Here is an 18,997-nt window from a genome sequence, read left to right as displayed (position 1 = left end):
CCGGTAAGATCAGCCGGTCGATGATTTTGTAATTTAATTCTTGGATAGATATGTTTGACGTTAAAGATAAAGCGGTAATTGTAACCGGCGGCGGCGGTGTTTTGTGCGGAGCGGTAGCGAAGGATCTTGCCAGCCGTGGTGCGAAGGTGTGCATCGTCGATTATCATGAGGAAAGTGCGAAACGTAAGGCTGAGGAAATAAACGAAGCCGGCGGACAGGCCTGGGGCGTCAAGGGCAATGTGCTCGAGACTGAGGCCATGAAGGCTGCGTTCGATTTTGCCGTGGAGAAGATGGGCTGCGTGGATGTGCTAATCAACGGCGCGGGAGGAAACCGAAAGGAAGCAACGACTTCCGAGCAGATGTCGTTCTTTGACATACCGGCCGATGCGATCCGCAGCGTGTTCGATCTGAACTTCCTGGGGACGGTCATTCCGAGCCAGATAATCGGCAAGTATATGTGCGAGAACAGCGGCGGAGTCATACTGAACGTGTCAAGCATGAACGCATTCAGGCCTTTGACAAAGATCGCGGCGTACAGTGCGGCTAAGGCTGCAGTAAGTAACTTCACTCAGTGGCTGGCTGTGCATATGTGCCAGAATTATTCGGACAATATCCGCGTCAATGCGTTGGCGCCGGGCTTTTTCCTGACGGAACAGAATCGGTTCCTTTTGACTGAGGAAAAGACTGGCGATCTGACGCCTCGCGGTAAGACTATCATCGATCATACCCCAATGGACAGGTTCGGCGATGCTGAGGATCTGTGCGGCACGGTTCTGTGGCTGGTGAGCGATGCCTCGAAATTCGTGACGGGTATCGTCGTGCCGGTCGACGGCGGGTTCAGTGCGTTCAGCGGTGTATAGTTACACGTTTTACTATATTTTCTAACAACTATTTTTATCCGGAGTTGATATGTCTGACCATACGAAAGAACTTCGTGAAATGAAACCGACCAGCGATTACCTGGTCGCGATAGATTCGGACGGATGCGTATTCGATGCGATGGGTATCAAGCAGCGTGAGTGTTTCTGCCCGATGCTTATAGCACATTTCGGTCTGCAGCCTGTGGCCGAAGCAGCCAGGGACTGCAAGGATTTTGCGGACCTGTTCAGCAAGACACGCGGCGCAAATCGTCACAAGACAGCAGTGCGGATACTGACGGAGCTGCTGCCGAGCCATCCGATGGTGAAGGAACGCGGCTTCGATGTTCCGAATTATCCGCACTATGTACAGTGGGTCAACGAGCCTGACAGTCTGCTCAGTGATGCCGGGCTGAAAAAGGCAATCGCCGAGGAAAGACGTGAAGAAGCCAGAAAAGAGCTCGAAATGGTGCTCAAGTGGAGCCAGCGGGTCAACGAGATGGTCGCAGAGGTGGTCAAGAACGTGCCGCCCTTCCCGTATGTCCGTGAGAGCCTGGAAAAGATCGAGGGCACGGCTGATATAATCGTATGTTCGTCGACGCCTACAGAAGCGCTGAAGCGTGAGTGGGCCGAGCACGGCGTGGCGAAGTATGTGAAGGTGATCGCAGGCCAGGAGATGGGTAAGAAGGAAGAGCATCTCGCGGTCATGTGCGAGAAGTATGACAAGGACAAGATCATCATGATGGGCGATGCGCCGGGTGACATGAAGGCCGCGAAGAAGAACGACGTGATGTTCTATGCGATCAATCCCGGGGCCGAGGCGATGAGCTGGAAGCGTTTCCATGATGAAGCGTTCGATAAGTTCATGGCGGGCGAGTATGCAGGTCAGTACGAGCAGATGGTGATCGATGAGTTTGACGAATATCTGCCCGAGAATCCACCATGGATGGCGGTGTAGCCGATGCTGTATTACGCGCGAGGGAGCGAAACTGACAATCTTAGCAGCGCCGACCTGCAGCAGGGTCTGGTCGAAGCACTGGACAAGCTGGGGCAGCGAGAGAAGGTGCTCGCGATCCCGCCTGATATTACGCGGTTCTATTCGCGGGCGGGAGAGCTGACGCGGCATGCATGGGAGTATTTTGGAGATCGACTGACGGATGTGCTGCCTGCGTTGGGAACGCACTTTCCGATGACGGAAGATGAGATCGAGCGCATGTTCGGTGATATGCCGAAGGAGCTGTTTCGCAAGCATGACTGGCGGAACGATCTGGCGACGCTGGGTGAGGTTCCGGCTGAGTTCGTTCGCGATGTCAGCGAGGGCAAGGTCGATTTCAGTTGGCCCGCACAGGTGAACAGTCTGCTTGTTGACGGCGGGTTCGATCTGATACTATCTGTCGGTCAGGTTGTGCCTCACGAAGTCATCGGCATGGCCAACCACAACAAGAATATCTTCGTGGGCACGGGCGGCGTTGAAGGAATCAACAAGAGCCATTTTCTTGGTGCCGCGTACGGCATGGAGCGGATCATGGGTCGTGCGGATACGCCTGTGAGGCGCGTGCTTAATTATGCGTCGGAGCATTTTGCGGCTGATCTGCCGATTATGTACATCCAGACGGTAATAGAGGCTACCGAAAATGGTCAGGCTGTACGCGGGCTGTTTATCGGTGACGATACCGAGTGCTTTGAAAAGGCTGCAGAGCTTTCGCTGAAAGTAAATTTTCAGATGCTGGATAAGCCGATCAAGAAAGCTGTGGTATATCTCGAGCCCGAAGAGTTCAAGAGCACGTGGCTTGGCAACAAGAGCATTTACAGAACGCGGATGGCGATGGCGGACGGCGGTGAGCTTATAGTGCTCGCGCCGGGGTTGCGTGAGTTCGGCGAGGATCCGCAGATAGATAAGCTGATCAGGAAGTACGGCTATGTAGGCACGGATCGTGTGCTGGAGTTGGTTGACGAAAACGCGGACCTGCGGGTTAATCTAAGTGCCGCGGCCCATCTAATGCACGGTTCATCGGACGGGCGGTTCGGAGTAACGTACTGTCCGGGCAAGATTACGCAGGCTGAAATAGAATCTGTCAATTTCGAGTATGCGGACTGTGGGCAGATGATGGCGAAGTACGATCCGACGAAGCTGAAGGACGGCTGGAACAGTGTTGACGGTGAGGAAATATATTTCATATCCAACCCGGGCATGGGTCTGTGGGCGCATGCTGACAGATTTAAGTAACGTATGAGCTGGAGGCTTTTAAGGACGGCTTCCGCATAAGACATAGAAAACTTTTAATTAACGAGAAGAGAATATCAGGAGCGAATAATGACAGCGACAGCTAAAGCGGACATCGGTGTAGTAGGTCTTGCGGTAATGGGCGAGAATCTTATTTTAAACATGGAGAGCAAGGGCTTTACCGTTTCGTGCTATAACCGGACAGTTGAGAAGGTTGACCGTTTCATGGACGGTCGAGCGAGCGGTAAGAATATCATCGGCGCACGCAGCGTCGAAGAGTTCGTGCAGACGCTCAAGCGTCCCCGCAAGGTTATGATCATGGTAAAGGCCGGCGCGCCGGTTGACAAATTCATCGAGCAGGTTCTGCCGTTGCTGGAGGAAGGCGACATCATCATTGACGGCGGCAACTCGCACTTCCCGGACACTATTCGCAGAACCGAATACGTCGAGAGCAAGGGGCTGCTTTATATCGGAACCGGTGTTTCGGGCGGTGAAGAAGGCGCACTCAAGGGCCCTTCTATCATGCCAGGCGGGTCCCCTGCTGCCTGGGAACACGTCAAGCCCATCTTCCAGAAGATATCTGCACACACTGAAAGCGGCGAGCCCTGCTGTGACTGGGTCGGTGAGAACGGAGCGGGACATTTCGTGAAGATGGTGCACAACGGTATCGAGTACGGCGATATGCAGATGATCTGCGAGACCTACCAGATGATGAAGGAAGGTCTGGGAATGAGCAACGACGAGATGCACAAGGTATTCGCTGAATGGAACGAAGGCGAGCTGGACTCTTATCTTATCGAGATCACTCGCGACATCCTGGGCTACAAGGACGAGGACGGCAACTACGTGCTGGATCAGATACTCGATACGGCAGGCCAAAAAGGAACAGGCAAGTGGACCGCTATCGCGGCACTGGATGTAGGCCAGCCGTTGACTCTGATCGGCGAGGCAGTGTTCGCACGATGTCTTTCGGCGATCAAGGATGAACGTGTTGCGGCTTCGAAGGTTCTGAGCGGGCCGGATGCGAAGTTTGACGGTGACAAGATGCAGATGATCGAGGATCTCAAGCTCGCGCTGTATGCGTCTAAGATAGTCAGTTACGCACAGGGCTACCAGCTCATGCGTGCGGCTGCGGCTGAGTACGGCTGGAACCTCAACTACGGCGGTATCGCGTTGATGTGGCGCGGCGGATGCATTATCCGTTCGGTATTTCTTGGCAAGATCAAGGAAGCGTTCGACAACAATCCTGAGCTGACGAACCTGCTGCTCGACCCGTTCTTCAAGGGTGCGGTAGAGAATGCACAGGCGGCGTGGAGACGCGTTGTCAGCAAGGCCGTTGAGATGGGCGTACCAACACCAGCCATCAGCACCGCCCTTGCGTTCTATGACGGGTACAGGCACGACAGGCTGCCGGCGAATCTGCTGCAGGCACAGAGGGATTATTTCGGTGCACATACATACGAAAGAGTTGACAAACCTCGCGGCGAATTCTTCCATACTAACTGGACGGGTCGCGGCGGCGATACTGCTGCGTCAACTTACAACGTATAATTATTGATTTTATAGAACGAATTAAAGTGGGTGTGAACATGATTAGATTAGTGTTGATATTGTTTGTTTTTATGTCGGCTGGCTGTGCTTCGGCGGCGGACTCGGGCAGCATTTACCATGACGACTGGATAGATTTCAACAAGAACGGGCAAAAAGACGTCTACGAGGACAGCAGTGCAGACATAAACGCACGGATCGACGACCTGATCAGCCAGATGAATCTGAAAGAGAAGACTTGCCAGATGACTACGCTGTATGGTTATCAGCGTGTTCTTGGCGATGCGCTACCGAAACCTTCATGGAAGCAGAAGGTGTGGAAAGACGGTATCGGCGCGATCGATGAGCATCTGAACGGTTTCGTAGGCTGGGGAAGACCACCGCAGGATAATCCTTATGTATGGCCCGCGTCTAAACATGCGTGGGCGGTCGATGAGGTGCAGCGTTTCTTCGTAGAGGAAACCAGGCTCGGCATTCCGGTCGATTTCACAAATGAAGGCATACGGGGCATAGAGTCGTACAAGGCGACGAATTTCCCGACGCAGCTTGGTATCGGCCATACCTGGAACCGTGAGCTGGTAAGACGGATCGGTGAGATCACGGGGCAGGAAGCTCGTCTGCTGGGCTATACTAATGTGTATTCACCCATTCTCGATGTCGGCTACGATCAGAGATGGGGCCGCTATGAAGAAGTTTACAGTGAATCGCCCTTCCTGTGTTCCGAGCTTGGCATTGAGATGGTTAAGGGCCTGCAGAAGGATTTTCAGGTTGCCTCTACTGCAAAGCATTTTGCTGTATACAGCGTGAACAAGGGTGCCCGCGAAGGTTTTTCACGGGTCGATCCGAAGACGTCTCCGCGTGAGGTGGAGAATATATTCATGATGCCGTTCAAACGCGTTATGGAAGAGACTGATCTGCTGGGCGTTATGGCGAGCTATAATGATTATGACGGCGTTCCGATCGAAGGCAGTAAGTACTGGCTGACGGAAAGACTTCGCGAGGATCTTGGCTTTAAGGGATATGTGGTCAGCGACAGTGATGCAGTCATGTATCTGTACAATAAGCACAAGGTTGCCGAGGACTACAAGGAAGCCGTCAGGCAGTCGGTCGAAGCGGGCCTGAACGTAAGGTGTACTTTCCGCTCGCCGTCCAGTTGGATCAATCCGCTGCGCGAGCTTGTCCGCGAAGGATCCGTCTCGATGGACACAATCGACGCACGGGTACGCGATATACTGCGGGTAAAGTTCCTGGTCGGTTTGTTCGACAAGCCATACGTCGAGGATCACGACGAAGCGGATAAGGTCGTTTACAGCGAAGAGCACAGGAAGGTTGCGCTTCAGGCTTCACGCGAAAGCCTGGTTCTGTTGAAGAACAAGGGTGGTATGCTGCCGTTGGCTCAGGACAGGATCAAGAGAATCGCTGTGTGCGGGCCGAACGCCGACGATGGACGGTATGCGACGACGCACTATGGTCCGCAGGCGGTCGAGGTTTCCACGGTGCTTGACGGTATCCGTGAGCGGGCCGGCGAGAACTTCGAGGTGCTGTACACCAAAGGATGCGACCTGACGGATAAAGGCTGGCCAGCGACCGAGATACTGCCTTCACCTTTGAATGACGAGGAAAAGGCCGAGATCGCCAAGGCGGTTGCAAATGCACGCAAGTCGGATGTGGCTGTCGTGGTTGTCGGCGGGAATGTCGATACATGCGGCGAGAACAAGTCGAGGACCAGTCTCGACCTGCCCGGTAAGCAGCGGGAACTGGTCAAGGCGGTCTACGAGACTGGCACACCCACGGTCGTAGTTCTGATCAGCGGCAGGCCTTTGAGTATCAATTACGTGGACAAGTATATACCTGCTGTGCTGGCGGCGTGGTATCCGGGTTCCGAAGGCGGCAGAGCGGTAGCGGATGTTCTGTTCGGCGATTACAATCCGGGCGGCAAACTGTCTGTTACGTTCCCGCGTTATGTGGGCCAGCTTCCGATGAACTTTCTCGCCAAACCCGCTTCGCAGGCTAACGGGCGGGTCCGTGTCAACGGTTTCATATACCCGTTCGGGCACGGCCTGAGCTACACCACGTTCAAATACTCGAATCTGCAGATCAGTCCGAAGGTGCAAAGGCCTGACGGAAATATCGAGGTTTCGGTCGATGTGCAGAATACCGGTGATCGGGCCGGCGATGAGGTCGTACAGCTTTATACCCGCGATCTGGTCAGCAGCGTTACGACGTACGTGAAGAATCTGCGTGGTTTTGACCGCATCAGCTTGAAATCTGGCGAAAAGAAGACGGTGAGCTTCACGTTGCGGCCCCGTGATCTGCGGCTGTTGAATCGCGATATGGAATGGGTCGTCGAACCGGGCGAGTTCAATGTGATGGTTGGCCGATCCTCTGAAGATATCCGGGTGAGCGGTAAGTTCGCAATCGCTAATGAGGCTGATTTTGAGGCGATGCAGGAAAAACTCAAACAGCTTGAAACGGCCGCCAGGTATGTGCATGCCAGCAATGCCGAGCGGGATAACCCGGCAGCCAACGCTTTTGACGGTGATCTTGACACACGGTGGTCGAGCGGGGCCAGGGATCCATATCTGGACCTGGAACTGGTGGACGGCGCCAAGCCGGGCGAGATCGGCATTGCCTGGTACAAGGGCGATGAGCGTCAGTACGGCTTTGAGATCCAGCTTAGCGGCGGCGGAGGCCAGTGGATGACCGTTTACAAGGGCAAGAGCAGCGGCAAGACGACGGATGTCGAAACGTATGAGTTCGACGGCTTCCGGGCCAGCGATCTTCGAATCATCGGGCACGGCAGCAATGCTAACGCCTGGACAGCCATTACGGAAATTAAACTGGCGGAATTCAAAGGAAACTGATTCTGCTGGCGTAGTCTTAGTTTATCTTGTATAATTCGCAACTTTCGGATCTGGAGCAATATGAGCGATAAGTTTCTAACAGAAGAGTTTCTGCTGTTCAGCGAACCGGCCAGGCAGCTCTATCATGAGTTTGCGGCCAAGATGCCGATCTATGATTATCATTGTCATCTGCCTGCTGCCGCCATCGCTGAGGATATTAACTTCGACAATCTCGCGCAGGCGTGGCTTGGCGGTGATCACTACAAGTGGCGCGCGATGCGCACCAACGGTGCCGAAGAGCGGTACTGTACGGGCGATGCGAGTGACCGGGAGAAGTTCCAGAAATGGGCCGAAACGGTTCCCTACTGCATTCGCAACCCGCTGTACCACTGGACTCACATGGAGCTGAAAAAGCCCTTCGGAATCGAGGGACAGCTTCTCGGGCCGGACACGGCGGATGCGATATATGAGCAGTGCAGTGAGATGCTTCGCTCGCCGGGGTTCAGCGTACGCGGTATTTTGAAGAAGATGAATGTCGAGCTGGTGTGTACTACCGAGGATCCGCTGGACAGCCTGGAGCATCATCAGGCGATAAAGGAAAGCGGATGTGAAGTAGCGGTCCATACTGCGTGGCGGCCTGACAAGGCGATGGGGGTGGATGATCTGCAGCAGCTCAATGCGTGGATCGATCGCCTGGGCCAGTTGACGGATACTGATATAACAGGCTATGATGATTATCTGCGGGCGCTGGATGTGAGACATCAGCACTTCCATGATAATGGTTGCAGGCTGAGTGATCACGGGCTGGAGGTGCCGCTGGCTGCGGAATATACTAACTCACAGGTCAAGCTGATCTTCGATAAGATACGGACGAAACAGTCGTTGAATGACTGCGAAAAAGAGCAGTTTCAGACCGCCCTGCTGGTCGAGCTTACTGAGATGAACTTCAACCGCGGATGGGTGCAGCAGCTTCATATCGGGCCGATCCGCAACAACAGCAGTCGGCTGTTCAAGCAGTGCGGACCGGACGCTGGCTTTGACAGCATGGGCGACGCGCCGATTGCCAAGCCGCTTGCAGCATTGCTCGACAGGCTGGACACCGACGGCAAACTTGCGAAGACGATCATCTACAATATCAATCCGAAGGACAACGAGACGGTAGCAACGATGATCGGTAATTTCCAGGACGGGTCGGTGCCGGGCAAAATGCAGTATGGTTCGGGCTGGTGGTTCCTGGATCAGATCGACGGGATGACGGATCAGATGAGAGCGTTGTCGAATATGGGCCTGCTGAGCAGGTTTATCGGCATGACTACTGATTCGCGCAGTTTCCTTTCGTTCCCGAGACACGAGTATTTCCGCAGGGTTCTCTGCAATCTCATCGGCGACGATATTGATAAGGGCCTGCTGCCTGCGGATATGGAGTGGATGGGCAAGATCGTCGAGGATATCTGCTTCAACAATGCAAACGATTATTTCGGCATGGAGCTTAACGGCTGACGTGCCTTTTTACAAAAGTGGGTTTATTCAAGGTGCAAAAATGAAAAGGATCGCATTTTTGACTGTGCTCTCGCTGGCGGTCGTTATCGGCGGGTGCAAGAAGGACGATTCCAAGGCGCGGGTGCTGAAGCTGGCTCATGGGCTCAATACCGAGCATCCGGTGCACAAGGCCATGATGTTCATGGCTGAGCGGGTGAAGGAAAAGTCCGACGGCAAGATGCTGGTGCATGTCTATCCCAGCGAACAGTTGGGTAACGAAAAGGAATGCATCGAAGCACTGCAGCTCGGTTATCTCGCGATGACCAAAACATCTTCGGGGCCGATGGAAAACTTCGTACCGGAGATCAAAGTTTACGGCATTCCGTATCTGTTCCGTGATTCGGAGCATTTCTGGAAGGTCATGAAGGGCCCTATCGGTAAGGAGCTGCTGGTTGCAGGTGAAGAAAAGGGGCTTCGCGGTTTGTGTTACTATGATGCCGGTGCGAGAAGCTTTTACGCGAAAAAGCCCATCGAAGGGCCTGACGATGTCGAAGGGCTCAAGGTTCGCGTAATGAGCAGTATCATGGCGATGCAGATGATCGAATACATGGGCGGGTCCCCGACGCCAATCTCGTGGGGTGAACTGTATACCTCGCTTGATCAGGGCGTAGTGGATGCAGCGGAGAACAATCCGCCGAGTTTTTACACCTCGGCTCATTACGAGATATGCGACTATTACAGCCTGGATGAGCACACGCGTCTGCCTGATATGCTGGTAATCAGCTCCAAGGTTTGGGATTCGCTTACGCCTGAGCAGCAGCAGATCCTCTCTGAAGCAGTTGACGAATCAGTTGAGCATCAGATCAAGCTATGGGCCGCGGCAGAGGAAGAAAGCATGGAAGCCGTGCAAGAAGCAGGCGTAACGATACTCAGGCCCGACAAGGAACCTTTCCGTGAGGCGGTCAAGCCCATGTGGGAACAGTATGAGGACACCAATCTCGGAACCCTGATCGAGCGAATACAGGAGGTGAAATAGCATGCTGAAATCCATCAAAAATATTTTAGACAAAACGCTGGAAGTGACGGTTATGGTCGCTGTGGCAGTGCTTGTGATCGATGTGCTTTGGCAGGTGTTCACCAGGTTCGTCCTCGGTCAATCCAGTTCGTGGACCGAAGAGCTGGCAACATTTCTGCTGATCTGGGTTGCTTTGCTGGGTTCTGCTGTGGCGTTGAACAGAGGAGCCCATCTTGGAATCGACTATTTCGTTGGCAAGTTCCAGGTGCGGACGCGCATCAAGATCGAAGTTGTTGTGTTCGTGCTGGTAGCAGCGTTTTCGATACTGGTGATGATGCTTGGCGGCTGGCAGTTGGTTACTCGTACGCTTGAGCTGGGGCAGAAGACATCCACATTCAAGAATCTCAAAATGGGTTACGTTTATCTGGCAGTGCCCATAAGCGGATTCTTCCTGGCCTTGTACAGCGTCATAGGCGTAATCGAACGAGTCCAGGAACTCATAAGCGGCAATGTTGACGAGAGCCTGCATGTAAGTGACTCTGCTTCAGAGATCGACTAGATTTTCGGAAGAGAAATTCTATAAAGAGGGAACGATTATGGATCTGCCTGTTTTTGTACTCGTAACAAGTTTTGTTATACTGATGGCAATGAATGTGCCGATCGCTTTTTGCATGGGAATCTCGACGGTGCTTTCGATACTTGCGATCGGCGATATTCCGACGTTTGTCGCTGTTTCGCATAAGATCGCAACGGGGATCGACAGCTTCTCGCTACTTGCGATACCGTTCTTTATTCTCTCGGGTCTTTTCATGGGCCATGGGGGAATCGCGAGGCGACTGATCGATTTTGCGAATGTGCTCGTCGGCAGATTTCGCGGCGGGCTGGCGTTTGTGAATGTCCTGACCTGTATGCTGTTCGGAGCGATCTCGGGCAGTGCGGCAGCGGCGGTTTCGTCGGTGGGCGGCTTTATGATCCCGCTGATGAACAAGATGGGATATGACAAGGATTTCAACGGCTCGGTAACGGTAACCGCTGCTACTACGGGCCTGCTTATTCCGCCCAGTAATGTGATGATCGTTTATTCGCTGGCCACCGGCGGTGCGGTATCGATCGCGGCGATTTTCATAGCGGGCATTCTGCCCGGCATACTGGTCGGCCTTGCACTTATCACGGTCAGCGCGGTGATATCGATAAAACACAACTACGGCAAGGGTGAGACATTTGCCCTTAGAGAAGGGATCATACGGTTCCTGAAGGCCATACCCGCCCTGCTGCTGATTATCATCGTCCTCGGCGGAATTCTGGGCGGCTATTTCACAGCCACGGAAGCGTCGGCTGTAGCGGTTCTTTACGCGTTCATTTTGTCGGTCGTATTCTATCGCGAAGTTAAGTTGACCGATATTCCGAAGATTCTGCTGCAGGCAGGCGTCACGACATCGGTCGTATTCCTGCTGATCGGCACAAGCATGGCGATGTCATGGGTGCTGGCGGCTGAGCGGGTGCCTCAGGATATCAGTGCGGGTCTTTTGGGGTTGAGCAGCAACAAGTTTGTCATACTGCTGATGATCAACCTGATCCTGCTGGCGGTAGGCACGTTCATGGATATGACGCCTGCGATCCTGATCTTTACGCCGATTTTCCTGCCGATCGCGAAGGGGCTCGGGATAGAACCGGTGCACTTCGGCATCATTATGATACTGAACCTGTGTATCGGCCTGTGCACCCCGCCTGTGGGGACATGTCTGTTCCTGGGTTGCGGCATAGCGGAAACGACCGTTACGCGGATGATACGCAAGATTTGGCCCTTCTTCCTTGCGATGATCGCGGTGTTGCTTATATGCACGTTCGTGCCGGCAGTCTCAACGGCACTGCCTAAACTGCTCGATCTATAACAGTTATAGTCTGAGAAAAATGAAAAGAGCAGCGGACCTGATGATGGTTCGCTGCTCTTTTTCATGTTTTGGTCAAGTACTGAAATAACCAGATGAGCCCTTTAGAGCTTTATCTTCAGGCCGTCGCGTCTGGCTTCTTCGGCGAAATTCTTGAACTGCTGCAGAGCATTCTCCAGCTCCTTTGTACTGTCGAGCAGATTTTCGTAGAGTTTGCCGTCATTGAGCATTTTAGCGGTAGTACCTTCGCCCTGGTCAATCTTGTGCAGGATGTTATTCACTGACACAAGGGCATCATCAAGTCTGGACACAGTATCGAGTACAGCATTTTTAGTGCTGTGGGAAAGATCCTCGATCGAAACCAGTGTATCGTCAGCCCGATCGGTCAGATCGGAAATATCGCCGAGTGTAGTGCCGGCCTGCTCGGTCATTGAGGTAAATTTTTCCATGGCATCGCCGGCCTGTCTGGTTACATCAGCAATGTGAGCAAGTGTCTGCTGAATGTTCTTCTTGTTCTCTACGTCGCCAAGTACATCGTTGAGATTGGTGGTAAGGTCAGTAACCTTGACCACGAGGACTTCCAGTTTATCCTGAATGTGTTCGGGTATGAATTCGTTTGCAGCTCCGACGTAGCCTTCCAGCCTCATGCCCTGAGTTAGAAACTTGACACTGCCGTCTTCCATGGGGACCGGTTCTTCGTCATTGGGCAGAAGTTCGATGTAGCTGCTGCCCATGCTTCTCGTGGTCAGGCGCACCTTAACGTTTGCAGGGATCATGCTGTAATCCTGATCTATAGCGATCCTGACTGTGACTTTGGGTTGAGAAATTTTACCTTGCGGGGTTTCGACAAGATTAAACTGGGGTTCAGCGACCTGCGTGACCTTGCCCACGGGATAGCCAACATATCTTACGGGGGTGGTTTTGTGTATTCCGGCGGATTGCGGAAACTCGGCTGTTATTTCGTAGGACGTCCACTCTGTGGCCATGACGGGCAATTCGCCGAACATCGCGATCATCCATATCAGCGCACAAAAGGCTATGATAACGAATCCGCCCACGATAGTATTCCTGTGTCTCTGCTGCGTATTGTAGTCAGCCATGCTTAGTCCTTTTGTCCAAACTTGCCCTGCATAAAAAGGTCCCTGATTGCCCGCAGCGGATAGCCGCTTTCGTTAAGTTTGCGAACCAGCTTGATCTTCTCTATTGCGTCACCATCGAACAGTCTTCGTCCGGTATCGGTAACCTCTGTCGGCTCTACTACCCCAACCATCAGATAGTATTGAAGGCTCTGGCGCGATACCCCTGCCTGCTCGGCGGCTTTGCCTATCTGTACTAGGTCATTTTTATTGGTCACTGCTCTTATTATCGGAACTAAACTGGTTTTTCCGCATACTCAACTAGATTACCGGGCAACCTGCCATTGTCAACTCTGATTTTCTGCTTTAATACCTGCCTTTTCAGCGCTTTTTCGAGCCAGATCCAGGAAGATGCATCTGATGTCCCCGAATGTCAGCTCTGAGAGATCGCGGCAGGCACCACTTCCTCTATTCGACATTTTCGGCGCATATATTAACAAATAGTCAAATGGGGCGGGAATGTTGTTCTGTTCAAGGCGAAATGATTCGCGGGCGAGTCTTTTAAGACGATTGCGGTTGACCGCGTTTCCGCAACGTCTTGAAACCGACACACCAAGCCTGCTTGTGTCGGTTTTGCTGGGCCATGCATAGACACGCACGAAACCGCGGCCAGCGCAGCAATGCCGGCTGAGAATGCGCCTGAATTCGGCGTTATCTTTTATGCGTTGGTGTTTTCTGAAGAACAATCGGTCCAATGCAGGTTTTCCGGGATTATAAGGCCTTGGTGGCCAGGTCAGAACTTTGCTAGTCATTTTAACACATAATTGAATCCCGTGTAAGACCTTTTTTGTTTATGCGATAGCAGGCTGCTGGCGTTTTAACAGTTCGATGCTGACTCTTTCCCGCACGTGGGCGAGGTCGAGCATTCCGATGGGTTCGCCTGCGCCCTCTGTCTGAACGACCGGCATCTGATCGATCCGCAATTCGACCATCGTTTCCAGAGTATTTTTCAGTGGGGCCGATCTGACGGCTTTATCGTCTGCAGGCTGCATAACATCGGATGCTACAAGCCAGTGCCAGGCCTCCTGATCGGCCAGGATGTTTTTCAGACCCTCGATGGAGATGATACCGACGATCTGGTTCGAACGGTCGACCACGGGGTAAACGAAAAAGTCGTTCTCGACGAAGGTATCAACCGCGTTTATGAGGGGTTCGCTGTCACGTATTGCGAGCACGTCCTTGTCCATAACGTCTTCGACCTTGAGCGATTCGATCACGTCTTCGCGTGTGATGTTCCTGCCTATCTCGTCGGCGAATTTAATGGCGAGTTTTGCCATTGCAGGGCCGATCAACTGAACGATCAGGGTGGTGGCGGTGACGCCGAAGACTATCACATCTCCGAGCATAAGGCCCGGCTGGACCTCTATCTCGCCGAGGTGATGACTGGCCATGATGGAAAGACCTATAGCAACGCCGCCCTGGGCAAAGAGGCCCATTCCGAGATACCTCTGGACAACGACAGGGCTGTTCGTGAGTTTTGCGCCGAGGTATGCTCCGCCCATTTTGCCTATGCTGCGGCCGAGTACATATATGGCAACGATGCCCCACAGCCAGGCTGGCATGTTCGCAAGGCCTATGCGGGCACCGACGAGGACGAAGAACAGTACGTAGATCGGTACGCTGACACCACGCAGGAGGCCGAACAGCTCTTCGCTCTGGCGCGGGACAATGTTGGTCAGTACAAAGCCAAGAGTCATCGCGGCGAGTATCACGTCCATGTTGCTTTTGCTGGCGATTCCTATGAGGAGCAGGATCAGGCCCAGTGCGAATGCGAGGCTGCGTTCTTTCTGGTGGACACGCATGAGAATGAACCGCAGTGCGAGGGCGAAGACAAAGCCCACGGCCACCGCTCCAAACAGCTCGATCCCAACCACTTTGAGCTGTTCGAGGATGGAGCCGTCACTGCTAGTCATGAGTTCGGCAACGCCGGTGCCGATGCCATAGAGGGTCATGGCGAGGGCGTCATCGAGTGCGACGATCGCGATCAATGATGTGGTGAGAACTCCCCTGCCGCGGTATTCCCAGAGCACATCCATGGTAGAGGCTGGGTCCGTGGCGGAAGCGATAGCGCCGAAAACTATTCCGGCTGCCATGGCAAGTACAGCACTGTCGAAGACAAAATACAGGGCTGTGCCGCTTGCCAGACCCACCAGGAAGAATGCTCCGAGCCCTTCGCCGAGGAGAATCGCGCTGAACTGTTTTGCATACTTTTTGAAGCTCTCGAGCTTGAGCTCACCGCCTACGAGAAAGCCGATCACACCCAGGGCAAAAAGATTGAAAGGCTGGAGCCGCTGGATGTCCTCAGTACCGACAAGCTTGAAGCCGCTCTGGCCGATGATCAGGCCTATTGCGATGTAACCCACTACCTGGGGTACACGGATCTTCTGGAAGAAGGATGCGCCGAGGAGGCCGCCGAAGATGCTTATACCAAATACGAGCAGAACACCAATATCTTCCATGGCCTAAATTCCCATCTCTTTCAGCAGAGCGTAAAAGCTGTCTTCATCGGGTGCGTTTATGAGCGACTTGCGGACATTCTCCACTTTGAGCTTTTTGCTGATCGAGGCGAGAAGACGCAAGTACTGGGCATGCTGATCCTTGCCTGCAACTATCATGAAGACCAAATGCACTGCAGCATTATCGAGCGACTCGTAATCGTCAATACCTTCTCTGCATAAGCCGACTGCCATTGCCGGTTTCTTGACCGAACTGAGGCGTGCATGGGGAAATGCAAGGCCCAAACCGATGCCGGTACTCATGAGCGTTTCTCTGTGGAATATCGCGGTGCGTACTTCGTCAACATCTGAAACGTCTTTGGATTTGCCTATCAGGTCAACCAGACTGTTGAGAGCCGCTTGTTTGGAGCATTTATCCATGAAACCGATGCAGGCCTTGTCGACCAGAGCTGTTCCGGGCTTTGGGCGGCTGCTTTGAGAGTCGGCATTAACAGAATTTCGGTCATCTTTAATAAACATATTACACGGATTCCCTCTACGAAGATGTCACAAGTGCCATGGATCAGTATTAAGGTCCGCCCATCATGGCAGAGGGAGGAAAATGCATTTAACGCTTTATTGGTCTGCGGATGCTTGTCCGCAATGAGAAGCACGCATAAAAAGAATCATTTTACCCAAACCCTTAGCCGGGCTCAAGCAATTTTGGAAAAGTCGGGCCTGCGTTTTGCGGTTGCCAAAGGGCTGAATGAAAAAGAGCGGCCTTTATGACCGCTCTTATAAATTTTTGATCTTGTTTGAAAAAACTCCAGCGATTACCAGAGGCTGTTCGGATCCGCTTTGCCGGGCTCCTGACCGGGCATCTGGCCGGGCTCAGCAGGTTCCTCTTCGGGTTCTTCCTTCTTGACGATTATCTCTTCGGTCTTGAGGCTCGGGATGTAGTACACGCCCTCGGTGATAAACCTGGCAAGCGAGGATGTGCTGAAATCCTCGTCACATTCCGCGACTGCTGTGGTGAGTTCGTCGATCTTTGTTACAGCAGCATCGTAAACGTCCAACGAGCCCATCTCATCAGCCAGGCTTCTTTTGGTATGTACCGCCAGAAGCTCACTCTTTAAGACTGCACAGCGAGCCTGATCATCGCCTCTGATCTGGCCGGTGAGCTCGTCAAACGCCTGAATTGCCGAGTCAAGATTCTCCATAGCCTGGCTGCGCCACTCCTGGCTCGTAGTTGTACAGAACTCGATCACACTGGTCATTTTGTCGTTAACGGAATCATCGGCTGCGGTTGCAAGCGAGGCCACGCGTTCGCCGTTGTCTAGCAGGAACCGCTGTGATTCGCTGAGAAGCCGCCCTGTTCCGTAATAACACTGGGCTATAGCCGCGTCGGTTGTATCCCTTGAAAGGACACCGCGTCTTGCTTTTTTTAAATACTCCTCACGTGAAGCTTCAAAAACTGAAGCTACGCCATTGACCTGTGCCTGATAAGCCTGGAGTCTTTCCAGGAGCTTAGCGGCAGAATCATTTACAGCGGTTAAGCTGGCCTGATACCTGGAACGCAGGTCATCGATCTGCTCGTTTATATCGGTTCGTTCGGGGACATCCTGGATATTAGCAATTTTTTCAGCCAGCAGGCGTCTGCTTCTTTCCAGACGATCCTTAAGAGGGGCCAAAAGATCGATCCTGCTCTGCAGATCATCTATCTGGTCGGTCAGTTCCTGAATGTCGACGTAATAATTGTTTTTTGACATCAGCAGGTCATAGCCTTCCTGCTTGAGCTCGCTGGCCTGATCTCCGGACGCCAGATCGGCTTTTCGGAATTTCGTGTCGGCCTGCGTCTGTATTTCGTTTTCTTTCTGCTTGAGCTGACCCAATTTATTGTCAAGGTCGGCTATCTGGCCTTTCAATTGTTCGATCTTGATGTTGACCTGAGCGAGCCTTGCTTCAACGCTATTAGAATCACTGGTGCCATTGAGCGTCTCTTTGAGCGTTTCTAGCTGTTTTTCGGTGCTTTCGGCAAGCTGTTCGAGGGTATTCTTCTGGAGCTCTATGTCCGCTGCCTCTCTTACAGTCTGTGACAGGGATTCGATCCGGTCATTGATCCCTTTATGGACCGAACCGAGATTGGCCTTCATCATTTCAGCCTGGCCCAGCGTAATATTGCCCGCTGCAAGCAGTCCCGGAACAGCCTTTTCGCCGGCATCTCTCTGGTTTCTGCTGAGGACACCTTCGAGCTTCTGGGAAGCTGAGGTATAATCAGCTTTGCTGGCAACATCGCCGAGGGCCTGATCAACGCCGGCCCGGATCTCTTTTGCGGCCTTATCTTCGGGATTTTCGCTGCAACCCAGAAAAACGGACGTCAAAACAATACTTATGATAGTTACAGATATGCTACGCAACACGTTCATCTCCATAAAATAGTTGCTGAAAACGGCTTATGCTACCTTCTTTACGCCCTGCTTGTCAAGTAATTTTACCATTGTCAGAACGTGTATAATGTCATTGGATACCCGCAACGTCACAGTTACAAAGATCATTTGTTCCTGAGGAACTTGCTGGACGCGTTTAAAATGACATTTGGCCTACAATATCGCACCTGAAACTGTTATATTGGCGGCTGATGAATCCTTCAGAAATTAAAAAAATGGCTTTTGAGCTGGGCTTTGACCTGGTCGGTTTCACAACCGCTGAGCCGGTGAGTGAAAAACACTCAGCCAGACTGCGTGATTGGCTGGCAAGCGGTCACGCGGGTGATATGCATTATATGGGTCGCAATTTCGACAAACGAACGAATCCGCGTGCTCTGCTGCCCAACGCGCGTTCGGTTATATGTGTCGGTCTCAACTATCGGACAACGAAAAATGGTAAGCCTGGTGCTTTTGCCAATTACGCTTTGTACGAAGATTACCACAAGTTCGTCAAGGATCGGCTATATATGTTGGCGGTTGAGATCAAAGAGCGAGTAAGTCCGGACCGATTCAAGTTCAAGGTCTGCGTCGACACGGTACCTTTGGCAGAGCGGGCAATTGCTGAGCGTGCGGGACTGGGCTTTATCGGTAAAAACCGCATGCTGATCAATCCACGACTCGGCGGTCAGATATTGCTGGGCGAGCTTGTGAGCACGCTTGACCTGCCAGCCGACAACCCCATTAAAAATAAGTGTGACGGCTGCAATCACTGTGTTGAAGCATGCCCCACAGGGGCCCTTCACATTGACGGCACACTCGACGCATCAAGGTGCATCAGTTATTTGAGCATGGAGCACAAGGGCGATATAGATGAACAGCTAGCCGGCAAGATGGACGGACAGCTTTTCGGCTGTGACCGCTGTATGCTGGCTTGCCCTTTTGAAAAGATCGCCCCAATCAGGCATAATTCAGATATTCGCTACTTCCCCGAGAGATGTAACATAACGGCCGAGCAGGTTCTGCACTGGGACGAGAAGGACTTTCTGAAGGTGTTGTCAGATTCACCATGCGACCGAGCCGGACTTGCGGGAATAAAGCGAAACGCCCGCATTGCAATGGCCAACAGAAAACATGACGAACATTAA

At 52.8% G+C, this 18,997-nt stretch carries 16 protein-coding genes; 10 read left to right on the top strand and 6 right to left on the bottom strand.

Annotated features, from left to right (window positions below; genetic code table 11):
- Nucleotides 1-50 precede the first annotated feature (50 nt).
- From STSP2_RS08665 to STSP2_RS08625, 9 genes are all read left to right on the top strand, one after another.
- Nucleotides 51-860, top strand: a complete 810-nt coding sequence (locus STSP2_RS08665; protein WP_146661805.1) for an SDR family oxidoreductase — start codon at nt 51-53, stop codon at nt 858-860.
- Between the two features lie 49 nt (nt 861-909).
- Entirely contained in the window at nt 910-1,815 is a 906-nt protein-coding gene (locus STSP2_RS08660; RefSeq protein ID WP_146661802.1) for an HAD family hydrolase, read from the top strand.
- 3 nt (nt 1,816-1,818) lie between these two features.
- The gene (locus tag STSP2_RS08655) at nt 1,819-3,084 is read left to right on the top strand and encodes a nickel-dependent putative hexonate epimerase (protein WP_146661800.1); all 1,266 of its coding nucleotides are present in this window, start codon (nt 1,819-1,821) and stop codon (nt 3,082-3,084) included.
- Nucleotides 3,085-3,171: 87 nt separating this feature from the next.
- The gene (gene gnd / locus STSP2_RS08650) at nt 3,172-4,632 is read left to right on the top strand and encodes a decarboxylating NADP(+)-dependent phosphogluconate dehydrogenase (protein WP_146661798.1); all 1,461 of its coding nucleotides are present in this window, start codon (nt 3,172-3,174) and stop codon (nt 4,630-4,632) included.
- A 71-nt stretch (nt 4,633-4,703) separates the two neighbouring features.
- Entirely contained in the window at nt 4,704-7,493 is a 2,790-nt protein-coding gene (locus STSP2_RS08645) for a beta-glucosidase (protein WP_418202211.1), read from the top strand.
- Between the two features lie 60 nt (nt 7,494-7,553).
- The gene (gene uxaC / locus STSP2_RS08640) at nt 7,554-8,972 is read left to right on the top strand and encodes a glucuronate isomerase (RefSeq protein ID WP_146661794.1); all 1,419 of its coding nucleotides are present in this window, start codon (nt 7,554-7,556) and stop codon (nt 8,970-8,972) included.
- Nucleotides 8,973-9,012: 40 nt separating this feature from the next.
- Nucleotides 9,013-9,987, top strand: coding sequence for a TRAP transporter substrate-binding protein (locus STSP2_RS08635; protein ID WP_146661792.1), 975 nt, complete (start codon nt 9,013-9,015; stop codon nt 9,985-9,987).
- A gap of 1 nt (nt 9,988) precedes the next feature.
- Complete coding sequence (locus STSP2_RS08630; protein ID WP_146661790.1) at nt 9,989-10,525, top strand: TRAP transporter small permease; 537 nt, start codon at nt 9,989-9,991, stop codon at nt 10,523-10,525.
- 37 nt (nt 10,526-10,562) lie between these two features.
- The gene (locus tag STSP2_RS08625; RefSeq protein WP_146661788.1) at nt 10,563-11,858 is read left to right on the top strand and encodes a TRAP transporter large permease; all 1,296 of its coding nucleotides are present in this window, start codon (nt 10,563-10,565) and stop codon (nt 11,856-11,858) included.
- A gap of 101 nt (nt 11,859-11,959) precedes the next feature.
- On the opposite strand, the gene STSP2_RS08620 is transcribed toward STSP2_RS08625, so the two are convergent.
- The 6 genes from STSP2_RS08620 to STSP2_RS08595 form a co-directional block, all read right to left on the bottom strand.
- Complete coding sequence (locus STSP2_RS08620; protein WP_146661786.1) at nt 11,960-12,955, bottom strand: MlaD family protein; 996 nt, start codon at nt 12,953-12,955, stop codon at nt 11,960-11,962.
- A 2-nt stretch (nt 12,956-12,957) separates the two neighbouring features.
- Nucleotides 12,958-13,209 (bottom strand): helix-turn-helix domain-containing protein, encoded by a 252-nt coding sequence (locus tag STSP2_RS08615; protein ID WP_169853090.1) that lies wholly within the window; start codon nt 13,207-13,209, stop codon nt 12,958-12,960.
- 69 nt (nt 13,210-13,278) lie between these two features.
- Nucleotides 13,279-13,743: a ribonuclease P protein component gene (gene rnpA / locus STSP2_RS18090; RefSeq protein WP_146661783.1), complete on the bottom strand. Its 465-nt coding sequence runs from the start codon at nt 13,741-13,743 to the stop codon at nt 13,279-13,281.
- A gap of 39 nt (nt 13,744-13,782) precedes the next feature.
- Nucleotides 13,783-15,450 (bottom strand): cation:proton antiporter domain-containing protein, encoded by a 1,668-nt coding sequence (locus STSP2_RS08605; protein WP_146661781.1) that lies wholly within the window; start codon nt 15,448-15,450, stop codon nt 13,783-13,785.
- Nucleotides 15,451-15,453: 3 nt separating this feature from the next.
- Nucleotides 15,454-15,966 (bottom strand): PTS sugar transporter subunit IIA, encoded by a 513-nt coding sequence (locus STSP2_RS08600; RefSeq protein ID WP_146661779.1) that lies wholly within the window; start codon nt 15,964-15,966, stop codon nt 15,454-15,456.
- A 293-nt stretch (nt 15,967-16,259) separates the two neighbouring features.
- Nucleotides 16,260-17,846: a coiled-coil domain-containing protein gene (locus STSP2_RS08595; protein ID WP_205848042.1), complete on the bottom strand. Its 1,587-nt coding sequence runs from the start codon at nt 17,844-17,846 to the stop codon at nt 16,260-16,262.
- A 242-nt stretch (nt 17,847-18,088) separates the two neighbouring features.
- On the opposite strand from STSP2_RS08595, the gene queG reads away from it, so the two are divergent.
- Complete coding sequence (queG, locus tag STSP2_RS08590; RefSeq protein WP_169853088.1) at nt 18,089-18,997, top strand: tRNA epoxyqueuosine(34) reductase QueG; 909 nt, start codon at nt 18,089-18,091, stop codon at nt 18,995-18,997.

Origin of the sequence: Anaerohalosphaera lusitana, from assembly GCF_002007645.1 — a bacterium.
GTDB lineage: Bacteria > Planctomycetota > Phycisphaerae > Sedimentisphaerales > Anaerohalosphaeraceae > Anaerohalosphaera > Anaerohalosphaera lusitana.
The sequence above is the reverse complement of the archived record's forward strand: the minus strand, read 5'-3'. Positions and strand labels throughout refer to the sequence as shown.